Source organism: Symbiobacterium ostreiconchae (assembly GCF_055396975.1).
Map to the genome: position 1 here is coordinate 2,887,348 of NZ_AP042454.1, position 20,656 is coordinate 2,908,003.

At 70.5% G+C, this 20,656-nt stretch carries 24 protein-coding genes; 4 read left to right on the top strand and 20 right to left on the bottom strand.

All coding sequences use genetic code 11. The annotated features are described in order from the left end of the window. Positions 1–77 precede the first annotated feature (77 nt). From ACZ5UM_RS14000 to ACZ5UM_RS14020, 5 genes are all read right to left on the bottom strand, one after another. Positions 78–593, bottom strand: coding sequence for a hypothetical protein (locus ACZ5UM_RS14000; RefSeq protein WP_464844912.1), 516 nt, complete (start codon positions 591–593; stop codon positions 78–80). 144 nt (positions 594–737) lie between these two features. Beyond that, on the bottom strand, positions 738–2,291 hold the full coding sequence (gene rny, locus ACZ5UM_RS14005; RefSeq protein WP_464844913.1) for a ribonuclease Y: 1,554 nt from the start codon (positions 2,289–2,291) through the stop codon (positions 738–740). A gap of 351 nt (positions 2,292–2,642) precedes the next feature. Continuing rightward, positions 2,643–3,392, bottom strand: a complete 750-nt coding sequence (locus tag ACZ5UM_RS14010; protein WP_464844914.1) for a hypothetical protein — start codon at positions 3,390–3,392, stop codon at positions 2,643–2,645. Between the two features lie 40 nt (positions 3,393–3,432). Continuing rightward, positions 3,433–3,780, bottom strand: a complete 348-nt coding sequence (locus tag ACZ5UM_RS14015; protein WP_464844915.1) for a hypothetical protein — start codon at positions 3,778–3,780, stop codon at positions 3,433–3,435. Positions 3,781–3,890: 110 nt separating this feature from the next. Further along, positions 3,891–4,901 (bottom strand): pseudouridine synthase, encoded by a 1,011-nt coding sequence (locus tag ACZ5UM_RS14020; protein ID WP_464844916.1) that lies wholly within the window; start codon positions 4,899–4,901, stop codon positions 3,891–3,893. A 98-nt stretch (positions 4,902–4,999) separates the two neighbouring features. Between ACZ5UM_RS14020 and ACZ5UM_RS14025 the strand changes: the two genes are divergently transcribed. Further along, positions 5,000–5,461, top strand: a complete 462-nt coding sequence (locus ACZ5UM_RS14025; RefSeq protein WP_464844917.1) for a hypothetical protein — start codon at positions 5,000–5,002, stop codon at positions 5,459–5,461. A gap of 44 nt (positions 5,462–5,505) precedes the next feature. Here ACZ5UM_RS14025 and ACZ5UM_RS14030 read toward each other — a convergent pair whose 3' ends face one another. The 4 genes from ACZ5UM_RS14030 to ACZ5UM_RS14045 form a co-directional block, all read right to left on the bottom strand. Further along, entirely contained in the window at positions 5,506–5,967 is a 462-nt protein-coding gene (locus ACZ5UM_RS14030; RefSeq protein WP_464844918.1) for a RidA family protein, read from the bottom strand. A gap of 54 nt (positions 5,968–6,021) precedes the next feature. After that, positions 6,022–6,552, bottom strand: coding sequence for a spore maturation protein (locus tag ACZ5UM_RS14035; RefSeq protein ID WP_464844919.1), 531 nt, complete (start codon positions 6,550–6,552; stop codon positions 6,022–6,024). A 5-nt stretch (positions 6,553–6,557) separates the two neighbouring features. Continuing rightward, positions 6,558–7,148 (bottom strand): nucleoside recognition domain-containing protein, encoded by a 591-nt coding sequence (locus tag ACZ5UM_RS14040; RefSeq protein ID WP_464844920.1) that lies wholly within the window; start codon positions 7,146–7,148, stop codon positions 6,558–6,560. Between the two features lie 125 nt (positions 7,149–7,273). After that, positions 7,274–7,564, bottom strand: a complete 291-nt coding sequence (locus ACZ5UM_RS14045; RefSeq protein WP_464848389.1) for a cyclic-di-AMP receptor — start codon at positions 7,562–7,564, stop codon at positions 7,274–7,276. 163 nt (positions 7,565–7,727) lie between these two features. On the opposite strand from ACZ5UM_RS14045, the gene ACZ5UM_RS14050 reads away from it, so the two are divergent. Next, positions 7,728–8,792, top strand: a complete 1,065-nt coding sequence (locus ACZ5UM_RS14050; protein WP_464844921.1) for a polysaccharide deacetylase family protein — start codon at positions 7,728–7,730, stop codon at positions 8,790–8,792. A 170-nt stretch (positions 8,793–8,962) separates the two neighbouring features. Next, positions 8,963–10,813 carry a methyl-accepting chemotaxis protein gene (locus ACZ5UM_RS14055; RefSeq protein WP_464844922.1) on the top strand — a complete coding sequence of 617 codons (1,851 nt, stop codon included), beginning with the start codon at positions 8,963–8,965 and terminating at the stop codon, positions 10,811–10,813. On the opposite strand, the gene ACZ5UM_RS14060 is transcribed toward ACZ5UM_RS14055, so the two are convergent. Then, positions 10,810–11,997 carry a glycosyl hydrolase family 18 protein gene (locus ACZ5UM_RS14060; RefSeq protein WP_464844923.1) on the bottom strand — a complete coding sequence of 396 codons (1,188 nt, stop codon included), beginning with the start codon at positions 11,995–11,997 and terminating at the stop codon, positions 10,810–10,812. The genes ACZ5UM_RS14055 and ACZ5UM_RS14060 overlap by 4 nt on opposite strands. Before the next feature lie 332 nt (positions 11,998–12,329). Between ACZ5UM_RS14060 and ACZ5UM_RS14065 the strand changes: the two genes are divergently transcribed. Next, positions 12,330–12,773: a CoxG family protein gene (locus ACZ5UM_RS14065; RefSeq protein ID WP_464844924.1), complete on the top strand. Its 444-nt coding sequence runs from the start codon at positions 12,330–12,332 to the stop codon at positions 12,771–12,773. 48 nt (positions 12,774–12,821) lie between these two features. Here the strand turns inward: ACZ5UM_RS14065 and ligD (ACZ5UM_RS14070) are convergent, their stop codons facing one another. From ligD (ACZ5UM_RS14070) to ACZ5UM_RS14115, 10 genes are all read right to left on the bottom strand, one after another. Continuing rightward, positions 12,822–13,745 carry a non-homologous end-joining DNA ligase gene (gene ligD / locus ACZ5UM_RS14070; protein WP_464844925.1) on the bottom strand — a complete coding sequence of 308 codons (924 nt, stop codon included), beginning with the start codon at positions 13,743–13,745 and terminating at the stop codon, positions 12,822–12,824. Further along, complete coding sequence (locus ACZ5UM_RS14075; protein ID WP_464844926.1) at positions 13,742–14,425, bottom strand: hypothetical protein; 684 nt, start codon at positions 14,423–14,425, stop codon at positions 13,742–13,744. The genes ligD (ACZ5UM_RS14070) and ACZ5UM_RS14075 overlap by 4 nt, the downstream gene beginning before the upstream one ends. A gap of 25 nt (positions 14,426–14,450) precedes the next feature. Then, positions 14,451–15,389 (bottom strand): non-homologous end-joining DNA ligase, encoded by a 939-nt coding sequence (ligD, locus tag ACZ5UM_RS14080; protein ID WP_464844927.1) that lies wholly within the window; start codon positions 15,387–15,389, stop codon positions 14,451–14,453. A 3-nt stretch (positions 15,390–15,392) separates the two neighbouring features. Then, positions 15,393–16,514, bottom strand: a complete 1,122-nt coding sequence (gene ku, locus ACZ5UM_RS14085) for a non-homologous end joining protein Ku (RefSeq protein ID WP_464844928.1) — start codon at positions 16,512–16,514, stop codon at positions 15,393–15,395. A gap of 91 nt (positions 16,515–16,605) precedes the next feature. Beyond that, the gene (gene ytfJ, locus ACZ5UM_RS14090) at positions 16,606–17,019 is read right to left on the bottom strand and encodes a GerW family sporulation protein (RefSeq protein ID WP_464844929.1); all 414 of its coding nucleotides are present in this window, start codon (positions 17,017–17,019) and stop codon (positions 16,606–16,608) included. After that, the gene (locus tag ACZ5UM_RS14095) at positions 16,973–17,665 is read right to left on the bottom strand and encodes a DUF2953 domain-containing protein (protein ID WP_464844930.1); all 693 of its coding nucleotides are present in this window, start codon (positions 17,663–17,665) and stop codon (positions 16,973–16,975) included. The genes ytfJ and ACZ5UM_RS14095 overlap by 47 nt, the downstream gene beginning before the upstream one ends. Positions 17,666–17,748: 83 nt before the next feature. Then, positions 17,749–18,468 carry an HAD family hydrolase gene (locus ACZ5UM_RS14100; RefSeq protein WP_464844931.1) on the bottom strand — a complete coding sequence of 240 codons (720 nt, stop codon included), beginning with the start codon at positions 18,466–18,468 and terminating at the stop codon, positions 17,749–17,751. Positions 18,469–18,471: 3 nt separating this feature from the next. Beyond that, a complete protein-coding gene (scpB, locus tag ACZ5UM_RS14105; protein WP_464844932.1) occupies positions 18,472–19,158 on the bottom strand; it encodes an SMC-Scp complex subunit ScpB in 687 nt (228 codons plus the stop codon). After that, positions 19,155–19,931, bottom strand: coding sequence for a segregation and condensation protein A (locus ACZ5UM_RS14110; RefSeq protein WP_464844933.1), 777 nt, complete (start codon positions 19,929–19,931; stop codon positions 19,155–19,157). Before ACZ5UM_RS14110 ends, scpB begins: the two co-directional genes overlap by 4 nt. Positions 19,932–20,018: 87 nt before the next feature. Then, complete coding sequence (locus ACZ5UM_RS14115; RefSeq protein ID WP_464844934.1) at positions 20,019–20,651, bottom strand: site-2 protease family protein; 633 nt, start codon at positions 20,649–20,651, stop codon at positions 20,019–20,021. Between the last annotated feature and the right edge of the window lie 5 nt (positions 20,652–20,656).

Consider the following 20,656-nt stretch of genomic DNA (forward strand, 5'->3'; position numbering starts at 1 on the left):
GTAGCCAGCGGGCCGGCCCGCGCCTCCTGCGAGGCGGCGGCCGGCCCGCCGTGTGCGCGCAGCAGCGTGCCGCGCGGCTACTTGTGGAAGATCATCAGTCTGCCGTTCTCCCGGATGGCGATGAGGTTGGGCTGCTGCCGCTGGTTGCTGAGCGAGGCCATGACCTCCTCGATCAGCTCGTCCTGCGCCATCAGCTCCTCCTCGCCGAAGTACTCCGCGGGTTCCGTGAGGAGCCGCTGCGGGAAGAGGCTCCGCATCACCGCCACCACGGTGTAGAGCTCCTCGGGGCTGAGGCTCTGCACGTCCCGTTCGACGGCGATGGTGTTCAGCTCGCCGAACGCCGTCTGCCGGACGTCGATGAGGTCTGCCACCCGCTGGTTCATCTTGTGGTAGACCTCCAGCGTCTCCCGAATGCGGCCTGCGGCTGCCGAGAACTCGTCATCCGTCAGCGGGCCCTTCACCAGGAAGGAGAGACGCAGGGCCTGGCGCTCCGGATCGTACCGCACCGTGGCGATTTCGGGGTAGCGAATGGCATAGCTGATCAGCAGCTGAATGGTGCGAGCCGAGGGCTCGTCCCCCCTGCGCTTGATCACCCCATCATGCCTCCTTCACCGGGGAAGCGAGTGTCCCCGAACGAGCTGCTGCCCGAGGAACGCTGCGCCGACACCTCTTGGCGAGTGTCGGCGCAGTGCGCGCTCCCTCATGTATGACGTCTGAGGCGTGGGAAAGGTTCGGCCTCAGCGGGCGTACTCCACCGCGCGCGTCTCCCGGACCACCACGACCCGGATCTGGCCGGGGTACTCCAGTTCGTCCTCGATCTTCCGCGCGATCTCCTTGGTGAGCTTCAGCGCTGCATAGTCGTCGATCTTCTCGGGCTTCACCATCACCCGGATCTCGCGCCCCGCCTGGATGGCGTAGGACTTCTCGACGCCGTCGAAGCTGTCCGCCAGCGCCTCCAGCTTCTCCAACCGCTTGATGTACGTCTCCAGCGTCTCCCGCCGGGCGCCGGGCCGGGCCGCCGAGATGGCGTCCGCCGCGGTCACCAGGTGGGCCTCCACCGAGCGCGGCTCCACGTCGCCGTGGTGGCATTCCATCGCATGGATGACGTCGGGGTGCTCCTTGTACTTGCGGAGCAGGCTCACGCCGATGGCCACGTGCGAACCTTCAATCTCGTGGTCCACCGCCTTGCCGATGTCGTGCAGGAGGCCGGCCCGCTTGGCGACCTCCACGTTGACGCCGAGCTCGGCAGCCATGATGCCCGCCAGGTGAGCCACCTCGACGGAGTGCTTCAGCACGTTCTGGCCGTAGGATGTGCGGAACTTCAGCCGCCCCAGGAGCTTCACCAGCTCCGGGTGCAGGTTGTGGATGCCCAGTTCGAAGCAGGCGGCGTCGCCCTCCTCGCGGATGCGGGCCTCCACTTCCTTCTGCGCCTTCTCCACCATCTCCTCGATGCGGGCCGGGTGGATGCGGCCGTCCTGGATCAGCTTCTGCAGGGCGATCTTCGCGACCTCACGCCGCACCGGGTCGAACCCGGAGAGCACCACCGCCTCGGGGGTATCGTCGATGATGAGATCCACTCCGGTGAGCGTCTCCAGGGTGCGGATGTTCCGCCCTTCCCGGCCGATGATGCGGCCCTTCATCTCGTCGTTGGGCAGCGAGACCACCGTGACGGTCAGCTCCGACGAATGGTCGGCGGCCACCCGCTGCACGGCGAGGCCGACCAGCTCCCGGGCCCGCTTCTCGGCGTTCTCCCGGGCCTCGGCGTCGATCTCCCGCATCAGCTTCGCGGCGTCGGCGCGGGCCTCCTGTTCCACCTGCTTCAGGAACAGCTGGCGCGCCTCCTCCATCGTCAGCTGCGAGATACGCTCCAGCTCGGCCAGCTGCCTGTTCACCAGCTCCTGCGCCTGCTGGTTCTTGCGGTCGAGCTCCCGTTCCTTGCGGCTCAGAGACTCTTCCTTCCGCTCCAGCTGCTCCACCTTCCGGTCGAGCTGCTCCTCCTTCTGCAGTACCCGGCGCTCCAGCCGCTGGAGCTCCGCGCGCCGCTCCTTGAGTTCCCGCTCGGCCTCGGTCCGGAGCCTGTGAACCTCTTCCTTGGCTTCGAGGATCGCTTCCTTCTTCTTAGCTTCCGCCTCGCGCAGGGCCTCGTCCAGGATCTGGCGGGCACGCGCGTCGGCGGAGTTCAGCCTCATCCGGGACTCACGCTGAAACCACTGGTACCCGGCGACCGCGCCGATGGCGGCGCCGATGATCAGCGCGATGACACCAACAAGTGCATAGAGAATTGCCTTCACCTCCTGTCCGTCTGCGTGTTCAAGTTTCGCCGTCTGAGGAAAACGAAAAACGGACCACAGACCGGTCCGTACTCCGTGCTCGCCATATACAGCACACGCCGTCCCTGCGGCCGGCGCGCGGGTTGTCGACCAGATCGGTTTTGCCTGTCATGACAAACCCTAAGGTACAGCAGGTACAGCAGTCCCTTAGGAGACATTTCTATAGCAAAACACGGGGCAGATGCCCGTGGTTACCAACTGGCCTGGGTAACAGCACATCTATCGTACAACCAATGGCTCGCACACAGAGGGCGGACCTCTCTTGATGATAACCCGCCGGGCGCTTTCTGTCAAGGTTAAGAGAATTGCGCATTAAGGGATGTGCATGTCCGGATCCCGGGACGCCAGCAGCAGCCAGGTGGCCAGCCCCAGCGTGCTCCGCCCGTCCGGGCGCGCCTGGCCCGGCCCCAGGAGGTACGGGCCCAGGTCGAAATGCCAGGTGGTGTTGACCTGCAGCAGCAGGTCCGCCGTCCTGCCGTAGCGCGGCGCGCTGTCCCGGCTCAACCCTGAAAGCAGGCGGAAGGTCACCACCGCCTCCTCGTAAAGGCGCGCCAGCGCCCTGGCCAGCCCCCGCTGCACCTGGGCGTCCAGCCCCATGCTGGCCAGCTTCAGGTCCAGCCGCTCGTACAGCAGGTGCCAGTGGCGGTAGCGGCCGTCCAGCTTCGCCTCCTCCTCGGGAGAGCGCGCGCCGGCCGGCAGATCCGCCTCAACCTCCTCCCGGTCGGCCAGCGTCGCGGGCTCCAGGTCCAGGCTGTCCAGCAGCCGGTTGAACGCCCCGGCCGTCTCCCGGGTCCAGGACTCCGCGGTGCGGGTCCAGCGCAGGAGCGCCAGGGCGTGCCGCCGAAAGGCCGGCGTGTCGCCGTCGGCCACCTGCAGGAGGCTGTCCACCAGCTTGACCAGATCGGCGCAGAGCAGCTGCAGCGCGGCCAGATCGTAGCCGGTCAGGTAGGCCGCATCCGGCTCGATGCCCGCCTGGACGAGCCGCTGCCAGAGCGCCTGGCCCAGCGTCGCAGCCGATGCCGTCCGGTGGATGCGCGCCTCCGTCTCCTCCCACCAGTGCAAATCGATCCTCCTCCCATGAAGGCGGGCGGCCCCGGCGCGTTCAGAGCTGCCGGAGCCTGGCGGCGACCTCTTCCAGCAGATAGTCCACGGCCTCCTCCAGCTCGGCCCGGTCCGCCTCGTAGGTGCTGATCTCCGCCACCGTCCCCCGGTGCAGGTAGACGGTGATCAGCGAACCCCTCGGCAGCTGGAAACACCACATGGCGTGCTCGTTCGGACCGAGGTGCGCGCTGGGCACGCCCAGCATTGCGCGGATGATCAGCCGCACGCTGCGCTCCCGCCCGCGGGTGAGCTGCAGCCAGTCGTCCTTGCGGTACGTGAGCGGCCGGCACTTGGACAGGTAGTTGCCGAAGACCTTGCGGTGGATGAACGTCTGCAAGGTGTAGGCCAACGCGTTACCTCCTCTTTGCGGATGACGCAGGAAAGCGCTCCCGCTATCCACATTCGGGGAGCGCCCTGCCATTTCCTCTTGTGGGACGGGGAAGCCGTTCACGGGCCGGTTCAGCGGCGCCCCGCCTTCCTGCCCCGGGGCTTGCCGCCCAGCCTGAGGCCTGCCGCCTTGTACAGGTCGGCCACCTCCTGGCTCGTCAGGTAGCGCCACTCGCCCACGGGAAGGTCGCCCAGCTTCAGGGGCCCCAGGGTGGTGCGCCGCAGGTGGATCACCTCATGGCCCAGCGCCGCGAACATCCGGCGCACCTGCCGGTTGCGCCCCTCGTGGATGCGCAGCGCGATGGTGGCGCTGTTGGGCGCCCGCACCTCCAGCACCTTCACGTCCGCCGGCGCCGTCGGCCCGTCGTCCAGCTCGATGCCCTCCCGCAGGGCCCGGATCTTGCCCGGGCCGGGCACCCCGCGCACCTTGGCGATGTAGGTCTTCTTCACCATGCGCGCCGGGTGCATGAGGCCATGGGCCAGGTCGCCGTCGTTGGTGAGGAGCAGGAGCCCCTCGGTGTCGTAGTCGAGCCGCCCGACCGGGTACACCCGTTCGGCCACCTCGCCTTCCAGCAGGTCGGTCACCTTCGGCCGCCCCTGCGGGTCGTACAGGGTCGTCACGTAGCCCTTCGGCTTGTTGAGCAGCACGTAAACCTTCTTCTCCGGCCGCCCGAGCGGACGGCCGTCCACCTCGATCACATCCCGGCCCGGCACCACTTTCGTACCGAGTTCCGTGACCACACGCCCGTTTACGGTCACCCGGCCGGCCTGAATCAGGGCCTCGCTGTGCCGGCGCGACGCCACGCCGGCGCGGGCCATCACCTTCTGCAGCCGCTCGGCTACCTCGGCCTCCGCCGCGGTGAACGGGCGGCCTGCGCCCGGCTTCGGGCCTCCGCCCGCCGCGGGCTTCAGCTTGCGCCGGGGCCGGCGGGAGAGCAGCCCCCTTTCCAGCCGGTAGCGCAGCTGCTCGTCCACCGAAGCGAAACGGCCGCCGGACACGCCGAGGGCCCGGGTCCCGGCCTTCCCTTCCCGCCTGCCGCCGGGGCTGGCGCTGCGCCCCGGTTTGCGGTGCTGATCTGCCATGGGATACACCTCACCATGCTCTGCCGCGAGTCATAGGATGGGGTACTTCATCAGGATGGCCGCCGCGGTTCCGCCGCGTCCGGGGAGGGAAGCCTGCCGTGAAACTCGGGATGGAGCTCACCGCCCGCCGTCCGGTCCAGCTGAACCTGGGCACGTTCTTCGAGACCTGGATCGCCACCGCGGCCGGCAGCGTCCGCCGCTCCCTGGGGCGGGATGAGTACCACCTGCGGATCACCATCGGCGCAGGCGCCCGGCTGGCCGCCACAGGCCGCACGCACCTCTGCCAGGTCGACCTGGAGGCGGCCAGCATCGGCCGGAACGGCGCCCGCCAGGCGCTGCTGACCCCCGTGGCGGTCCCCCCGGAGGGCCCCGTCATCTGGGGCATCCGCACCAACCGCTTCCTCCAGCTCTCCGACCTGGCCGAGTCTGCCGCCGCCCGCCTGCTGCGGGAGGGCAGCCCGCCGAAGGAGTTCGCGCTGGACGACCCCCGGGTGCGGCTGGAATGCGTCGCCCCCGGACGGTACATCGTTGACGTCACCCGGCTCCTGGGCGACGGATGAAAGAACAGGCTGCTCTCGAGCAGCCTGCCGCCGGTGCGCGCCGCCTATTCGGAGATGCGGGCGATAACCTCGACTTCGACCGCGGTGTCCATGGGCAGCTCCGATACGCCCACGGCGGAACGAGCGTGGAGGCCGGCGTCGCCGAAGACCTGCTGGTACAGCTCCGAAGCCCCGTTGGCCACCGCCGGCTGTCCCGTGAAGCCGTCGGCGCTGTTGACGAAGACGACCACCTTCACGATCTGCGCCACCTTGTCCAGCGAGCCCACGGCCGCCTTCAGCACGGCCAGGGTGTTGATCGCGCACAGGCGCGCCGCCTGGTAGCCCTCCTCGGGCGTCAGATCCTTGCCGACCTTGCCCTTGTACTTCAGCTGACCGCCCTCCACCGCGATCTGGCCGCTGGTGAAGACCAGGTCACCGCTGCGGACAAAGGGGACGTAAGCCGCGACCGGCTTCGGCGCCTCCGGAATGGTGATGCCCAGTTCCTGCAACCTCTGTTCTGCGCTCATGTGCTGCGAGTGCCTCCTCCGATGGGTTCGATCCGCTCTATTTTTACCATAAGCTCACCGAAAAAACCACTGGCACACGTAAAGCGCGGCCAGAAAACCAATCAGATCGGCCGCCAGCCCCACGGCGGCCGCGTACCGCACCCGCCGGACCCCCACGGAGCCGAAGTACACCGTCAGCACGTAGAAGGTGGTGTCCGTCGAGCCCTGCATGATGGAGGCCAGCCGCCCGATGAACGAGTCGGGCCCGTGGGTCTTGAGCAGGTCTGCGGTCACCGCCAGCGCGCCTGCGCCCGACAGCGGCCGCACGATCATCAGCGGGAGCACTTCCGGGGGGAAGCCCAGCGCCCCGGTGATGCCGCTCAGGGCCTCCGCCAGGAGCTCCATCGCGCCGGAGGCGCGGAAGATGGACAGGGCCATGAGCATCCCCACCAGAAAGGGGATGATCTTCACCGCGATCGAGAGCCCCTCTTCCGCGCCCTCGATGAACGCATCGTACACCGGCACCCGGCGGATGGCCCCCCAGAGCGGGATCAGCGCGAGCATCCCCGGCACGGCCCAGAGCGAGAGCGAGTTCAAGAGCGACATCGCGCCTACCTCCTCCGTGCGCGCAGCGCCGTGCGCACCGCCCAGTCCAGCCCGACCGAGAACACGCCCGCGGCCACCGAGGCGATCAGCGTCGCCACCACAATCTCCGCCGGGTTCACCGACCCGTACGTGGCCCGCAGCGCGATGATGGTGCCGGGCACCAGCGTGATGGATGCGGTGTTCAGCGCCAGGAACGTGCACATGGCTTCGGAGGCGGTCTCCGGGTCCTTGTTCAGTTTCTGGAGCTCCTGCATGGCTTTCAGCCCGAAGGGGGTGGCGGCGGAACCCAGCCCGAGCATGTTGGCCGAGATGTTCATTAACATGGCGCCGATCGCCGGATGATCGCGGGGCACGCTCGGGAACAGCCAGCGCACCACGGGCCTGAGCAGCATCGCCAGCCCCTCCATCAGTCCGCTCCGTTCCGCGATCTTCATGATGCCCATCCACAGGGCCATCAGTCCCGCGAGTCCGATGGCCGTCTCGACGGCCAGCTTCCCCCCTGCAAACGCCGCGTCGGTCACCTCCGAGGCCCTGCCGCTTGCGGCCGCCACGGCCACACCGGCCAGGATGAGACCGAGCCAGACCAGGTTCATCATGCGGCTGCAACCCCCCCGCCCGCGATGCATATGCCGGGTGGGACAAATTCAGCCCTCGTCCGCGGACAAGGGCGCGCAAAGGGGCGTCCCCCATCCGCCGGGGACGCCCCGCAGTCTGCCTGGCGCTACACCCGCAGCATGCGCTCCACGCCGAGGATGAAAACCGTCGCGGTGTGCTGCGTCGTGGTCTTGCCGGCTTTCGGACTTCCCTGACCCACCTGCACACCGGGACAGACGCCGCGGATGGCATCGAGCGCTTCCTCCAGCTGATCGTCCCGGACGCCGATGAGGAAGGTGGTGTTGCCAGCCTTCAGGAAGCCGCCAGTGGAGGACAGCTTGGTCGCACCCAGCCCCTTGCGGGTGAGCGCGTCCGTCAGCGGTCCGGCGTACTCGTCGCGCACCACGGCCACGATCATCTTCACGTAACGATCCCTCCTGAACGACCCTGGTGGGGCATGTGACACCTTTCGGCGCCGGGGACCGGTTTCCCTGCGCCGAACCACGCCTTTGCGGGCGGTTTCGCATAGTGCGGACATGCAGGACATACCGTGAAGCGAAGCCAGATGTGGGGTGGTAACGATGTACCGGTCCTCTCGGGCGCAGTTCATCGTCGTGCGGGTCAACCGCTGGTGGGCGGCCGGCCTGGCGGCGCTGCTCCTGGCCGTCCTGGCCCTCCCCTGGGGCCTGCCCGGGCGCGCCGCGGACAGGGGCGGGCTGCGGGTCGCTCAGGGCGTGACCCTGCTGGGGTTCGACTTCTCAGGGATGTCCGAGCGCGAGGCCAGGGAGCGGCTGGAGGAGCTGGCCACCGGCTACCGCGCACTGCCGGTGTCCGCGCGCCGGTTCGAGTCCGCGGAGGGCATCCCCTACACCGTGCCCGAGCTCAACGGGTACGAGCTCGACGTGGAGGGCACGTGGCTCCGGCTGGCCACGGCGCCGCCGGGAACGGCCGTGGAGCCGGCCGTGCGGGTGGAGCCCGCGCCCACCCGCATGGCCGACCTGCCCCTGAGCGCCATCCGCCAGGGCAACAGCGAGAAGCAGGCGGTGGCCCTTCTCATCAACGTCGACTGGGGCACCGACGAGCTGGCGCGCATGCTGCCGATCCTGAAGCGCAAGGATGCCCGGGCGACCTTTTTCCTCTCGGGCCGCTGGGCCGAGCAGAACGCCAACCTGACCCGGCTCATCGCCGCCGACGGCCACGAGGTGGCCACCCACGGCCACAACCTGACCCACGGGCCCAAGGCCCTGGCCCGGGCGGGCCGGCTGAAAGACGACATCGCGCAGTCGGTCAAGGTCATCGAGGAGATCACCGGCCAGACGGTGAAGTACTACGCGCCGCACAAGGCGGAGGTCGATCAGGCGATCCTGCAGACAGCGGCCGACCTCAACCTGCGCACGGTCCTCTACAGCCTCGACACGGTGGACTGGAACGAACAGTATGCCACGCCCGAGCGCATCCTGGAGACGTTCCGCAAGGCCAAGGCGGGCGACCTGATCCTCATGCACCCGAAGCCCAACACCGTGAAGGTGCTGGAGCAGGCCATCGACCTGCTGCAGAGCCGGGGCTACCGGCTGGTCACCCTGAGCGAGATGCTGTCGCCGGAGCCCCTGCTGCCCGGCCATGCGCAACACGAAGACGGCGAGTGAACGGATCCCCACGCGCACCTATATGGGTCTATGGGTTCATTGACTGATTGGAAAAAACGCCCAAGTTCTGTATAATGGATGAAGTGCGCGATGGTTGACCCGCTCTGCACCGGCGGCTTTCGATCGGTTCCAGCAGCCCACCGCGATACTCTCATCTTCGGAGGCAGCCTATGCGAATCACAGTACGTCACAGGCTCATGGCAGGATTCGGCAGCGTCGTGGTCCTGCTCGGCGTGGTGGCCTACGCCGGCGTCACCAGCCTGCACGACACCACGGCCCGCTACGATGACGTGGTCCACCGGGTCGACGCCAGTGCCATGCGGGCCCGCGAGATTGAAACGGGCGTCCAGGACGAGGCCCGCGCGATCGCCAGCTACCTCCTGACCGGGGAAGCCGCCTACGCTGAGGAGTTCGAGACGGCCTCGGCGCAGGTGGCTTCTGCGCTGGACGAACTCGCCGCGCTCGCGGCCGGAGAGACGGCGGAACTCGTGGACGAACTGCGCGCCCGGGTACAGGCCTACGAAACCGTCTCCCGCAACCTGCTGAAGCGGGCGCACTACGGCCAGGAGGAAGCCAGCTGGATTCTGTCGCAGCAGCTCAAGCCGCTGCGCGCCGACGTCGTTGCGGCTGCGGCCGCCGTGAAGGAGCAGACCGATCTTCTGGTGGGCGACCAGACTCTGCTGGCCCGCAGCCGGGCAGACCAGTCGGTGTCCATCGTCCTCGCCGTCAGCGCCGTTGCAGCGGCGCTGGGGCTCATCGCCGCGCTCCGCGTGTCCGGCGGGGTGGCCCGCACCGTGCACGATGTGGCGGCCGCCGCGGAGCGCATCGCCGCGGGCGACCTCCGCCACGGGGCCATCCGGGCCGGCCACGACGAACTGGGTGATATGGCCCGCTCGATGCAGCGGATGGTGGAGCGGTTCCGCGCGCTGGTCGCCCGCGTGCAGGACGTGACCGCCTCGGTGATGGACTCGGCCCGGGGGCTGGCCGCTGCGGCGGCCCAGTCGGCCAGCGGGGCCCAGAACGCGGCGGAAATGGCCGCGCAGATCTCATCCCGCGCGACGGCGCTCACCGCCGCGGCGGGCGACGTGCGCCAGATCATGGGGGAGTTCCAGCAGACCAGCCACCAGATCGCCCAGGGCGCCCAGACGACCGCCGTGGAGATGGCGCGCGCCGGCGATCTGCTTGCCGATTCGGCGCGGGCGGCCGCGGCCGTCGCCGCCCGGGCCGGCGAGATCTCCGCGCAGACGACGCGCACGGAGCAGGTGGCCCGGGAAGGCGCACGGGTCGTGGAGGAGTCCCTGGCCGCCATGCACCGGATTCAGGCGGCGGTGGCGGACTCCGCCGGCCGCATGCGCAACCTGGAGGCGCTGTCCGCCCAGATCGGCGAGATCACGGCGGTCATCGGCGCCATCGCGGGCCAGACGAACCTCCTCGCCCTCAACGCAGCCATCGAGGCCGCCCGGGCCGGTGAGCAGGGCCGGGGCTTCGCCGTGGTGGCCGAGGAGATCCGCAGCCTTGCCGAGCGTTCCGCCGCCGCGGCGGGGGACATCGCGGCCCGCATCGGCAGCATCCAGTCGGGCACCGCGGAGGCCGCGGCCGCCATGGAGACGGCCATGCAGCAGGTGGAGGATGGCAGCGCCCGGGCCGCCGCCGCAGGCGAGGCCCTCCGGGAGATCCTCGGCGGCGTGCAGGCTGCGGCCGCGGACGTGCAGGAGATCGCCCGCAGCGTGCGGTCCATCGAGACCGGCATCGACCGGCTGGCGGAGGCGTTCCAGACGGTCGCGGCGCTCTCTGAGGAGTACACCGCCGCCACCGAGGAGATGGACGCTTCCACCGCGCAGGTCTCGGGCGCCATGGAACAGGTAGACGAGACGGCCCGCGCCAACGAGCGGGCCGCCCAGGAGGTGTCCGGCTTCCTGGAACAGCTGACGGCGTCGGTGGAAGAGGTCGCCGCCGCCGCAGACGAGCTCCGGACGATGGCGGAGGAACTGCAGGCCTCCCTCGCCGCCTTGAAGCTCTAGCGCGCCTGGAATGCGTCCGCGACGGCTTCCCAGAGGGCCGGTTCGTTGAGGCCCAGCCGCCAGATGGCGATGCCCCCGAGCCCGTACCGGGTCACCACCTCCAGCTTCGCCGCGGCGGACTGGCCGTTCTCGAAGTAGACGACGTGGGAGACGCCGCCCTCGGTGTACGTGAAGTAGGGCACCTGCGCTTCGGCATCCCACCGGACCTCGGCCCCGTGCCGGGCGGCGAGCTGGTACGCCCCGGCGGTGGACAAGCCCTTCACCACGTGCCGGGTCCCTGAGACCCAGGCATACCCGTACGCGGGGATGCCCAGCAGGATCTTCTCCGGCGGAATCTGCGTCACGGCGTAAGCGGCCACCCGCTCCACCCAGGGCAGGGAGGCCACGGGACCGGCCGGCAGGCCGTAGGTGTGCTCGTCGTAGGCCATGATCGCCACCTGGTCGGCCGCCTCGCCCAGCGCGGCGTAGTCGAAGGCCCCGCCCCAGTTGGACGTCCGGTCATCCCAGGTCTTCGCCGGCACAGAGAGCGTGAGGCGGATGCCGTGGGGCTTCAGGACCGCGGCCGCCTCGGTCGCCAGGGCGGTGTAGTGGGGCCGCAGGTCGCCCGGCACATTCTCGATGTCGATGTCGATGCCCGCCAGGCCATGCGCCTGCGCGATCGCAAGCATGTCGGCCACCGCCCGGCTCCGCCGCGCCGGATCGGAGAGAACCGACCGGGCGATTTCCGCGCTGAACATGCCGTTCTCCATGTTGTGGACCAGGCCGTAGACGGGGATGCCCAGCGCCTCGGCGGCCTCGGCGAGCTCGGGGTACGACCGGGTGGTGATGGAGCCGTCCGCGTGCAGCTGCAGGGCAAAGTTCACGACCCGGTCCACGTGTGCGCCGGCCTCGCGCAGCGCGGCGAGCGCGCGCGTGTCGCCCTGCCAGTCCTCGGCGTAGTAGGCCACCACGACCGGTCCTGGCTCTTCCCCGGGCGGCAACTCGGCCGGCGGCTCCTCGGGCGTCAGCACCACCCAGCCGTCGCCGGCCAGGTCGGGCAGCACCCACCGTTCTGCAGACTGCAGGGCCGCGGGGGCGGGCAGCGCACCCGCCGGCAGGCGGGGCGAGCCCGCCGCCGGGGTCCCCGCCACCAGCAAGCCCATCATCAGCAGCGCGATCCAGAGCCTCCACCCCCGCCGGTCCACAGGTCCACCCCCGACATATTTACAGGCGTAATGTTCGCGTTAGATTATACCGGTCGTGGCACGCGGCCGTCATTCGGGGGTTGCTGGCTGTGGATGCCTGCAGGGCCGTCTCGACGTGCGGTCGAACCGGAGACCGCGGCGCCCCGGCGGCTGCGCGCCGGGATCCTGGCCGTCTGGATACCGCAGGAACGTACGGCTTCCGCGCCGAATCAGACAACAGGTGCTTTCGGCCGATGCCCACAGCCCCCGTCTCGCACACCACCGAGCAGCAGGACGAGCACGAGGCGGGCCGCAGCGCCCGCCCACGGCGCGGCGGAAGGAGGTCATGCACGATGCGGGTTGCCGGTCAGTTTCGCTTCAAGGCGCCGCCTGAGATCATGTACAAGCTCTTCACCAACAAGGAAGCGCTCCTCAACGCCACCATCGGCCTGCAGTCACTGGAAGAGATCGCCCCTGACCGCTGGGCTGCGACCCTGAAAGTAGGCATCGGCGGGTTCGCCCTGATCTACCACGGGACCCTGGAGATCACCGACCGGGTTCCGAACGAGCGGTTCCACCTGCGCATCGCGGCCGAAACCCACAACGGCACGGCTGAAGCAGAGGCTGACCTGTTTTTCCATCCCGACGGCGAGGGCACCCTGGTCACCTGGGAGGGGGACATCGAGTTCCGCGGCGCGCAGAAGCTCCTGCCCTCCCTCGCCAAGGGGCTCGTGGACTACTTCATGCACGGCATGCGCGAGTACCTGGAGAAGGCGCAGGCCCGTTCGCTGATCTGATACCCCCCTCCCGAAATGCGTGGAGCCGGTGCGGACGCACCGGCCCTTTCATTCGCCTTCCAGAAACCGCCTGAGCCGCTCCGCCGCGCCCCGCAGGTCCTGCGGGGCGCTGAGCATGGGGGCGAACAGGTCGCCCACCGCTTCCAGCCGGGCGGGCAGCGAGCGCATCGTGAAGCGGGGCGGCTCCCCCTCGATCTCCTCCCAGGTGACCGGCGCCGAGACCGGCGCGCCCGGCAGCGGCCGCACCCCGTAGACGCTGGTGATGGTCTGGCCCCGCCGGTTCTGCAGGTAGTCCACGTAGACCTTGCCGGCCCTCCTGGCGACCGTGCGCTCCAGCGTGACCTTCTCCGGGTAGGCCCGGAGCAGGACCTGGCCCACCAGTTCACAGAAGGCCGCCGTCTCGGCGTAGGTCATGCCCGGTTCCGCCCGGCAGAAGATGTGGATGCCCGTGGCCCCCGAGAGCTTGGGAAAGCCCTGCACCCCCACCTCCTCCAGGATTCGCCGCACCAGCCGGGCGACGAGCAGCACGTCCGCGAAGGTGGCCCCTTCCGCGGGATCCAGGTCGATCACCGCCCAGTCCGGTTGCTCGGGGGCGGCGCAGGACGACAGCCAGGGGTGGATCTCAATGGCCCCGAGGTTCGCCACGTAGGCCAGGGCGGCGGGCTCCTCGATGCGCAGGTAGCGCAGGACGCGCCCGTCCTCGGCCCGGTCCTCCCAGGTGGGAACCCAGTCGGGCAGGCCGGGCGGGGCATCCTTCTGGTAGAACCACTCCCCGCCGATGCCGTGCGGGTACCGGGTCAGCACGATGGGCCTGCCCCGCAGATGCGGCAAGAGGTACGGGGCCACAGACACGTAGTAGGCGATCAGGTCGCCCTTGGTCAGCCCGTCGCCGGGCCACATGGGCTTTTCCAGGTTGGTCACGGCCAGTTCCCGGCCCGCCACCCGCACCCACCGTTTCTGCGTTCTGCTCACCGGGCGTCCGTCACTTCCCAGGTTCCCCCGGCCTCATCCCCGGTGGCCTCCGCGCCGCCCGCGGCCTCATCCCCGGCACCTGGCGCTGCACCCCCGGCCGGCACCCGCCTCACTTCCCGGGGCCCCCAGGCGGCGATCACAGCCAGGACCTCATCCGCCCGCGCCGCCTCCACCCGGGCCTCCAGCCGCACTTCCGCCCGGCCAGGGGCTGCGGTCGGGCCGCCATCGCTACCGGCCGGTTCCGGCGCCTGGTCCGCCAGGCCGCCGAGGAAGCTGCCCAGGCCGGCTCCCGCCAGCGTGGTCAGCATGGCGCCCGTGGCCATGGAACCGCCCGCAGGCGGAACCAGATACGACGCCGCCAGGAGTCCTGCGGTGGCCCCCACCGTGGCGCCGACCACGGCGCCGCTCCCCATGCCCCGTTCCTGCGGGGAACCGGCGTCGCCTGCGTCCCGGCCGTGGGCGTCGTCGTCGGGGGCCCCGGCGAGGCCGGTCAGCGCGACCTCCACGCCGCGGGCCGTCAGACTGCGGGCGCAGCCGCGCGCCGCGCCCTCATCGGCAAACCAGGCGACGACGAAATCCCGGGGCGGCGCGTACCCCCCGTGCACCCGGGCCGCTGCCCCCGGATCCTGAGACAGCGGCTCCGCCGGGCCGTGCTCCATCTGCCCCTCCTGCTCCGTCATAGGGTCTCCCTCCTTCGAGCGTCACTCACGGCATCACCGCCGCCGCAGGGGGTTCCGCGCTGAACCCGACCACCACCGGGTCCCGCAGCCGGCCTTCCTCCGTCCATTCCGTGAAGGCCACCCGCACCGTCAGCCGGGGCTCCACCCAGACCACCGGCCCCGGATCGCCGCCGAAGCGCTCCCGCAGCCGGGGAACCTCAGGAAAGGGACAGCCCGCCGGAGGCAGATGTTGCCTGATGGCCGCCAGGTCGGCGCCGCTGAGGCCCGAGCCCGCCCGGCCGATGTACCGGAGCCGCCCCTCGTCATAGGCGCCCAGCAGCAGGCCGCCCGGCCGGCCGGCCGGGGCCGTGTAGCCGACGACCACGGCCAGCATCTCGGACCGCCGCTTCACCTTCAGCCAGTCCCGGCTGCGGCTCCCCGGCACGTACCGGCTGCCCAGCCGCTTGGCCACCACCCCCTCGAGCCCCTGGGCGACGGCGGCGGCGAAGAGCGCCGGACCCTCGGTTCCGGGGAAGGAGGCAACCACCTGCCACGCCTCGTCGGGCGGCACCACCTGCTCCAGCAGGGCCAGCCGCTCCTCCAGCGGCCGGTGGCAGAGCGCTTCGCCGTCCCATTCCAGCAGGTCGAACAGCACCAGGGTCGCACGGCGGCCGGTGCGGCTCTCCCCCGGCCCGGAAGCCAGGTCCCGTTCCAGGACGGCCGGAAAGCTGGGCCGGCCGTCCCTGAGCACGATGATCTCGCCGTCCAGGACCGCCCGTCTTCCGCCCAGGGCGGCCGCCAGCCCGTCGAACTCGGGGAAGCGGGCCGTCCGGTCCCGCAGCCTGCGGCTCCAGTGCCGCACCCGCTTCCCCTCCACGAGCGTCAGGTTCCGCACGCCGTCCCACTTGACCTGGTAGAGCCAGCCGGCGTCGGCAAAGGGGGCGTCGGCCCGCTCCAGCAGCATCGGCGGAAAGGGACAGTCCACCGCCTACGGCCCCCCGGGCCCCGCATCGCCGGGCCGGACGTCCACCTGCTGCGCCCCGCGGGCCGGCGGTACGCCGGGCGGGGCGGCAGGCGCCGGGCCGGCGGGCGGCACCCCGGGCGGCGAGACGGCGGACGGCACCCCGGGCGCCGGGGCGGTGGACGGGGCGCCGGGAGCGCCCCCGGCGTCCGGGACCCCCGGGACGGCCGCAGCGCCCCGGTCCGGCGGGGACGGCGCGGTCCGGCCGGGCAGCCCGGGAATGGCACGCCGCGCCGGACCCTCCGGTCCAGCCGGCGCACCGTCAGCAGGCCCGGGCCCGGCGGCCGACGGTCCCCCGCCCGCCCGCTGCGCCTCCGCGGCCCGGATCGACGCGCGCAGGGCCTCCATCAGGTCGACGACCCGCCCCTGCTCCGGTGCCGGACCGGGCGCCGCGGGCGGCGCTCCGGCGATCTTGTCCTGGATCAGCGCCAACAGCGCCTTGCGGTACTCGTTCTCAAAACGCTCCGGCGCAAACGGCATGGTCAGCGACTCGATGAGGCCCGTGGCCATCTCGATCTCCTGCGGGCGCAGCTCCGGCTGTGCGATGCCGGTAAGGCCCGCGACCGACCGGACCTCGTCCGGAAAGTGCATCGTCTCCATCGCCAGCACGCCGTCCCGGAACACCCGGAGCGCGGCCAGCGACTCCTTGGCGCGCAGGACCACCCGGGCGACGGCGACCCGCCCCGTCACCTCCATCGCGTGGCGCAGCAGGGCGTAGGCCTTGGCGCCGCCCTCGCCGGGCTCCAGGTAGTAGGTCCGGTCGAAGTAGACCGGATCGATCTCCTCCAGCCGCACGAAGGCCACGATCTCCAGCGTTCGCCGGGCGGCCAGCGGGATCGATTCGAAATCCTCGTCCCGCAGCGTGACGTAACGCCCCCGGTCGAACTCGTAGCCCTTTACGATCTCACCGCTCTCCACTTCCCGGTCGCAGTTCGGGCAGTACTTCCGGTACTGTATGGGCGTCTGGCACGGCTCGTGGAGCAGGTTGAAGCGCAGGTCCTTCGACTCCGTCGCGGCGTACAGCTTCACGGGGATCGTCACCAGCCCGAAGCTGATGGTCCCCTTCCACATGGCACGCAGGACGTCCACCCCCCGTTCCTAGCGTAAGCCTCCGCCATCCGGCCTATTCCGCCCGCCGCGCGCCGGGGCCGGGCGCAGTGCCGCCCGGCCCCGGAAAAGGCTAGGTGAGGGTAGTGTTCGGCGTCCCGTCGGCCCCGATGGCGCCCTCGCCCCCGGGCTCGACGTGCCCGTCGTCCGCACGGCTGCGCATCACGGCCTTCAGCTTGTCGATGAGCTGCGGCGCCAGGTCGATGATGCGGTGGACCGGCTGCCCGCCGTCCACCGGCAGCATCCGGACCTGGTCCCTGCCCACCACCAGGAAGCCCACCGGGCTGACCGACACCCCGGCCCCGCTGCCGCCGCCGAACGGATGGTCGTGCCCGGGCTCCCCCTCCTGCGCCTGGCCGAACTCCGAGCCGCCTGCCGCAAAGCCGAAGGTCACGCGGGAGACCGGCACGATGACGGTGCCGTCCTGCGTCTCCACCGGGTCACCGATGACGGTGTTCACGTCCACCATGCTCTTCAGGCTTTCCATGGCCGTCTTCATCAGGCCCTGAATCGGGTGCTCGGCCACCGCTCCTGTCCCCTTTCCTCCGCTGACGCTGCAGGATTCGGGTAAGCCGCGCCCTGCGCCGCACGGCTTCCCGCAGCACCATGCCCGCTGCCCAAGTAGCCTTTCCCAGCCGCACCTGCAGTATGCAGTCCACGTCGGTGCGCAGGACCGGCCGATGGAAGCTGGGGACCACGGCCACCGCGACCCCGCCGGGCTCCAGCACGACCCACCGGCCCAGCTGCGCGAGCAGCCCGTAGACGGCGCTCCAGCCGAAGCCCGCGAGCAGGGCCGAGTCGCACGGGTCGAAGCCGCCCACCTCCACGCGCACGCGGAACCGGGCGCACCGGGTGGCCCGGCCCAGGTAGCGCAGCCCGGGGAGCGAAGCCGCCAGCAGCTCGCGCAGGTCCTGCCTGCCCAGGCCCAGCCTGCGCCGGACGCGCTCGGCCCTCCGGCGCGCCCGCTCCCCGAGGGCCACCGCCCGCGTGAGCCGCAGCCAGCCCACCCGCAGCTCCACGAACACCTGCGCCTGCAGACCGGCCTGGTTGAGCCGCAGGTGCAGTCTCACCGGCACCAGCCCCAGAAGCAGAATCGCCGCAGCCAGGCAGCCCGCGGCGATCAGCCAGCCCATATTCATCCACCCCCGGCACACTTGCCCGCGCTGCCGAGGTGAGTCTTACCAATCTGCGCAGGCGCCATACCGCCGGCCGGCGCTCACACCGCCAGGCGGAAGCGCTGCGCCAGAAGGCGCGGCAGTTCGCCGATGTGCGCCAGCCGGTGGTAGTTGGGATCCTCCTCGTCCACCTCCAGGTGGTCGTAGGCCCACGTCTCCACGTCCACGTGATACGCCGTGATGCCCAGCGCCAGCGCGGGGCGGATGTCGGAGTGCCGGGAGTTGCCCACGACGAAGCAGCGGCCCGGGTCGCGGTCGCCGATGTACGCCCTCAGCCGCTCGGGCGTCTTCTCCAGCACCACCGCCTGCCGGTGGATCCAGCCCACGAGCCCCGACTCCCGGATCTTCCGCTGCTGGATGTGCAGTTCCCCCGCGGTCCAGATCGTCACCTCGAACCCCGACTCGTACAGCCAGCGCAGCGTCTCCGCCGCCCCGGGCAGCAGCTCCTGCCGGGTCTCGTAGGGGATGGCGCACAGCCGGCGCAGTTCGGCCTCCACCTCCGGATCCGCCGGCCGCCCCGCCCGGCTGGCGAACTCCCGGTAGCAGGCCACCCAGGCCGCGGCCAGCGATTCCTTCACCAGGCCCATCTGCCGGGCGACCACCACGTCCAGCTCGGCCCCGCGCCGCTGGACCTCCGCGCAATCAAACCCGGTGCGGTCGGCGACGAGCCGGCTGGTCTGCGCCTCGACCTCCCGGAAGTAGCGGATGTTTTCCGCGATCGTGTCATCCCAGTCCACGAAGGCGTGTCCCGTGAAACCCAACCGCTATTCCTCCTCCCCCGGCTCCCCGTGGTCCGGCCCCCCGCTGCCCCCGGACGGCGCCCCCTGCCCCGGGTGCACCTCCCCTCCGAACAGCGACGGCTGCACCTCCCGGGGCGGCTCCCCGTCCTCCGCTCCGGCGCCGGCCGCCGCCCCGGTGGGCAGGATCAGGCCCGGCTCCGACGTGTCGATCTCCACCGGCGGCAGCTCGCTGAGCGCCTTCAGCCCGAAGTACTTCAGAAACTCGGGGGTGGTGCCGTAGAGGATCGGCCGGCCCGGGGCCTCCTTGCGCCCGATGTCGGCGACCAGCCGCCGCTCCAGCAGCGTCTCCAGGGCCCGGTCGACCTTCACCCCCCGCACGGCCTCAATTTCCGCTTTGGTGATGGGCTGACGGTAGGCGATGATGGCCAGCGTCTCCAGTGCGGCGTGGGAGAGCCCCCGCGACCGGGGCTGCAGCAGCCGCTCCACGTACTCGGCCGCCTCCGGCCGGGTGGTCAGCACGTAACCGCCCGCCAGCTCCCGGATGGCCAGCCCGCGGCCCGGCGCCTCGTAGTCCTTCTGCAGGTCGGCCATGAGCAGGGCGGCGTCCTTTTCGTCGAGGCCGATCACCTCGGCGATGCGCTTGATCGTGAGCGGCTCCGGCGAAGCCAGCAGCAGCGCCTCCAGGATCATCTTGCCATGGTTCCAGATCATCCGTCCTCATGGCCTCCCTCGGCCTCATGGTGCGGCGGGTCCGCCGGCAGGACCAGGATCTCCCCGAAGAGCTCCCGCTGCACCACCCGCACCTGCCGCTGGCGCATGAGCTCCAGCAGGGCCAGGAAGGTGACGACCACCTCCAGGCGGCTGCCGCCCCGGGAGAAGAGGTCCCGGAACCGGACGCCGCCGGCGGCGCGGGCCAGGCGGAAGCGGATCTCCCGGATCTTCTCCCGGAGCGGGATCTCCTCCCGGGGCACCTCCCGCCAGTTCCACTCTTCCTTCAGGATCTCCTGGAACGCCCTGACCAGGTCGGCCAGGTCGATGCCCTCCAGCGCCGGCGGGCCGGCGGGCTCCTCGACGAAGAGGCCGCGCGTGTAGACCCGGAGCATCTCCCGCTCCCGCTCCCGCAGCAGCTCCGCCGCCTCCTTGAACCGGCTGTAGGCGACCAGCTGACGCACCAGGGCGGCGCGCGGATCCTCCTCCTCCGCCGGCTCCTCTTCCTCCGCCGTGATGCGCGGCGGCTTGGGCAGCAGCATCTGCGACTTGATGCGCAGCAGCGTCGCCGCCATCACCAGGAACTCGCTGGCCCGGTCGAGGTCGAGATCCGCTAGGTCCTGAATGGCGGCCAGGTACTGCTCCGTGATCCGGGCGATGGGGATGTCGTAGATGTTCATCTCTTCCCGGCGGATCAGGTGCAGCAGCAGATCGAGGGGACCTTCGAAGTTGGCCAGGTGAACCACGTACGGCTCGGACCTGGTGGAGCGTTCCACACCCGTTCCCCCCTCTCTCCCGGCGGCGCGGACCCGTAGTTCGTACAACCCCTTTATCTTACATGCATTTTGGCATTCCTGGCAATGTCACAGCAGCTGCAGCAGCGGCGCCACCACCCAGATCACGGCCCGGAAGACGGCGTCGTAGACCGGCGTCAGGTCGACCAGGTCCGTCATGAAGAGGAAGATGAGGATCAGGGGGCCGAAGCGGTACAGGGTGCCGACCAGCTCGTGCGCCCCCGGCGGGAACGCGTACACCACCACCCGGAAGCCGTCCAGCGGGGGGATGGGCAGCAGGTTGAACGCCACCAGGAACACGTTGATGGTCGCGACAGCAAAGAGGGTCTGGGTCAGCACGGGGTGGTGCCATCCCAGTCGCCCGGTCTCCGCCAGCGCGGTGAGCACGACGAAGATCAGGGCCAGGATGAAGTTCATGGCCACCCCGGCCAGGGAGACCGCGATGTCCCCCAGGACCCGCGGCCGGAGCCGGGCGGGGTTCACCATCACCGGCTTCGCCCAGCCGAAGCCGCCCAGCAGGAGCAGCAGGGTGCCGAAGAAATCCAGGTGCGCCAGCGGGTTCAGGGTGAGCCGGCCCTGCAGGCGCGGCGTGTCGTCGCCGAACCAGGTGGCGACCAGCGCGTGGCCGAACTCGTGAAACGCAAACCCCATGACCACGCCGGGGATCAGCATCACGATCTGCTGAAGACTGGGCAGTGCCAAGCGGT

Coding starts and splice junctions, on each gene's coding strand:
- ytfJ (WP_464844929.1), bottom strand. CDS start 17,019: ATGGAAAGCCTGAAGAGCATGGTGGACGTGAACACCGTCATCGGTGAC.
- scpB (WP_464844932.1), bottom strand. CDS start 19,158: ATGATCTGGAACCATGGCAAGATGATCCTGGAGGCGCTGCTGCTGGCT.
- ACZ5UM_RS14065 (WP_464844924.1), top strand. CDS start 12,330: ATGCGGGTTGCCGGTCAGTTTCGCTTCAAGGCGCCGCCTGAGATCATG.
- ACZ5UM_RS14075 (WP_464844926.1), bottom strand. CDS start 14,425: ATGACGGAGCAGGAGGGGCAGATGGAGCACGGCCCGGCGGAGCCGCTG.
- ACZ5UM_RS14020 (WP_464844916.1), bottom strand. CDS start 4,901: ATGGCAGATCAGCACCGCAAACCGGGGCGCAGCGCCAGCCCCGGCGGC.
- ACZ5UM_RS14035 (WP_464844919.1), bottom strand. CDS start 6,552: ATGTCGCTCTTGAACTCGCTCTCGCTCTGGGCCGTGCCGGGGATGCTC.
- ACZ5UM_RS14095 (WP_464844930.1), bottom strand. CDS start 17,665: ATGGGCTGGCTGATCGCCGCGGGCTGCCTGGCTGCGGCGATTCTGCTT.
- ACZ5UM_RS14055 (WP_464844922.1), top strand. CDS start 8,963: ATGCGAATCACAGTACGTCACAGGCTCATGGCAGGATTCGGCAGCGTC.
- ACZ5UM_RS14030 (WP_464844918.1), bottom strand. CDS start 5,967: ATGAGCGCAGAACAGAGGTTGCAGGAACTGGGCATCACCATTCCGGAG.
- ACZ5UM_RS14040 (WP_464844920.1), bottom strand. CDS start 7,148: ATGATGAACCTGGTCTGGCTCGGTCTCATCCTGGCCGGTGTGGCCGTG.
- ACZ5UM_RS14045 (WP_464848389.1), bottom strand. CDS start 7,564: ATGATCGTGGCCGTGGTGCGCGACGAGTACGCCGGACCGCTGACGGAC.
- ACZ5UM_RS14050 (WP_464844921.1), top strand. CDS start 7,728: ATGTACCGGTCCTCTCGGGCGCAGTTCATCGTCGTGCGGGTCAACCGC.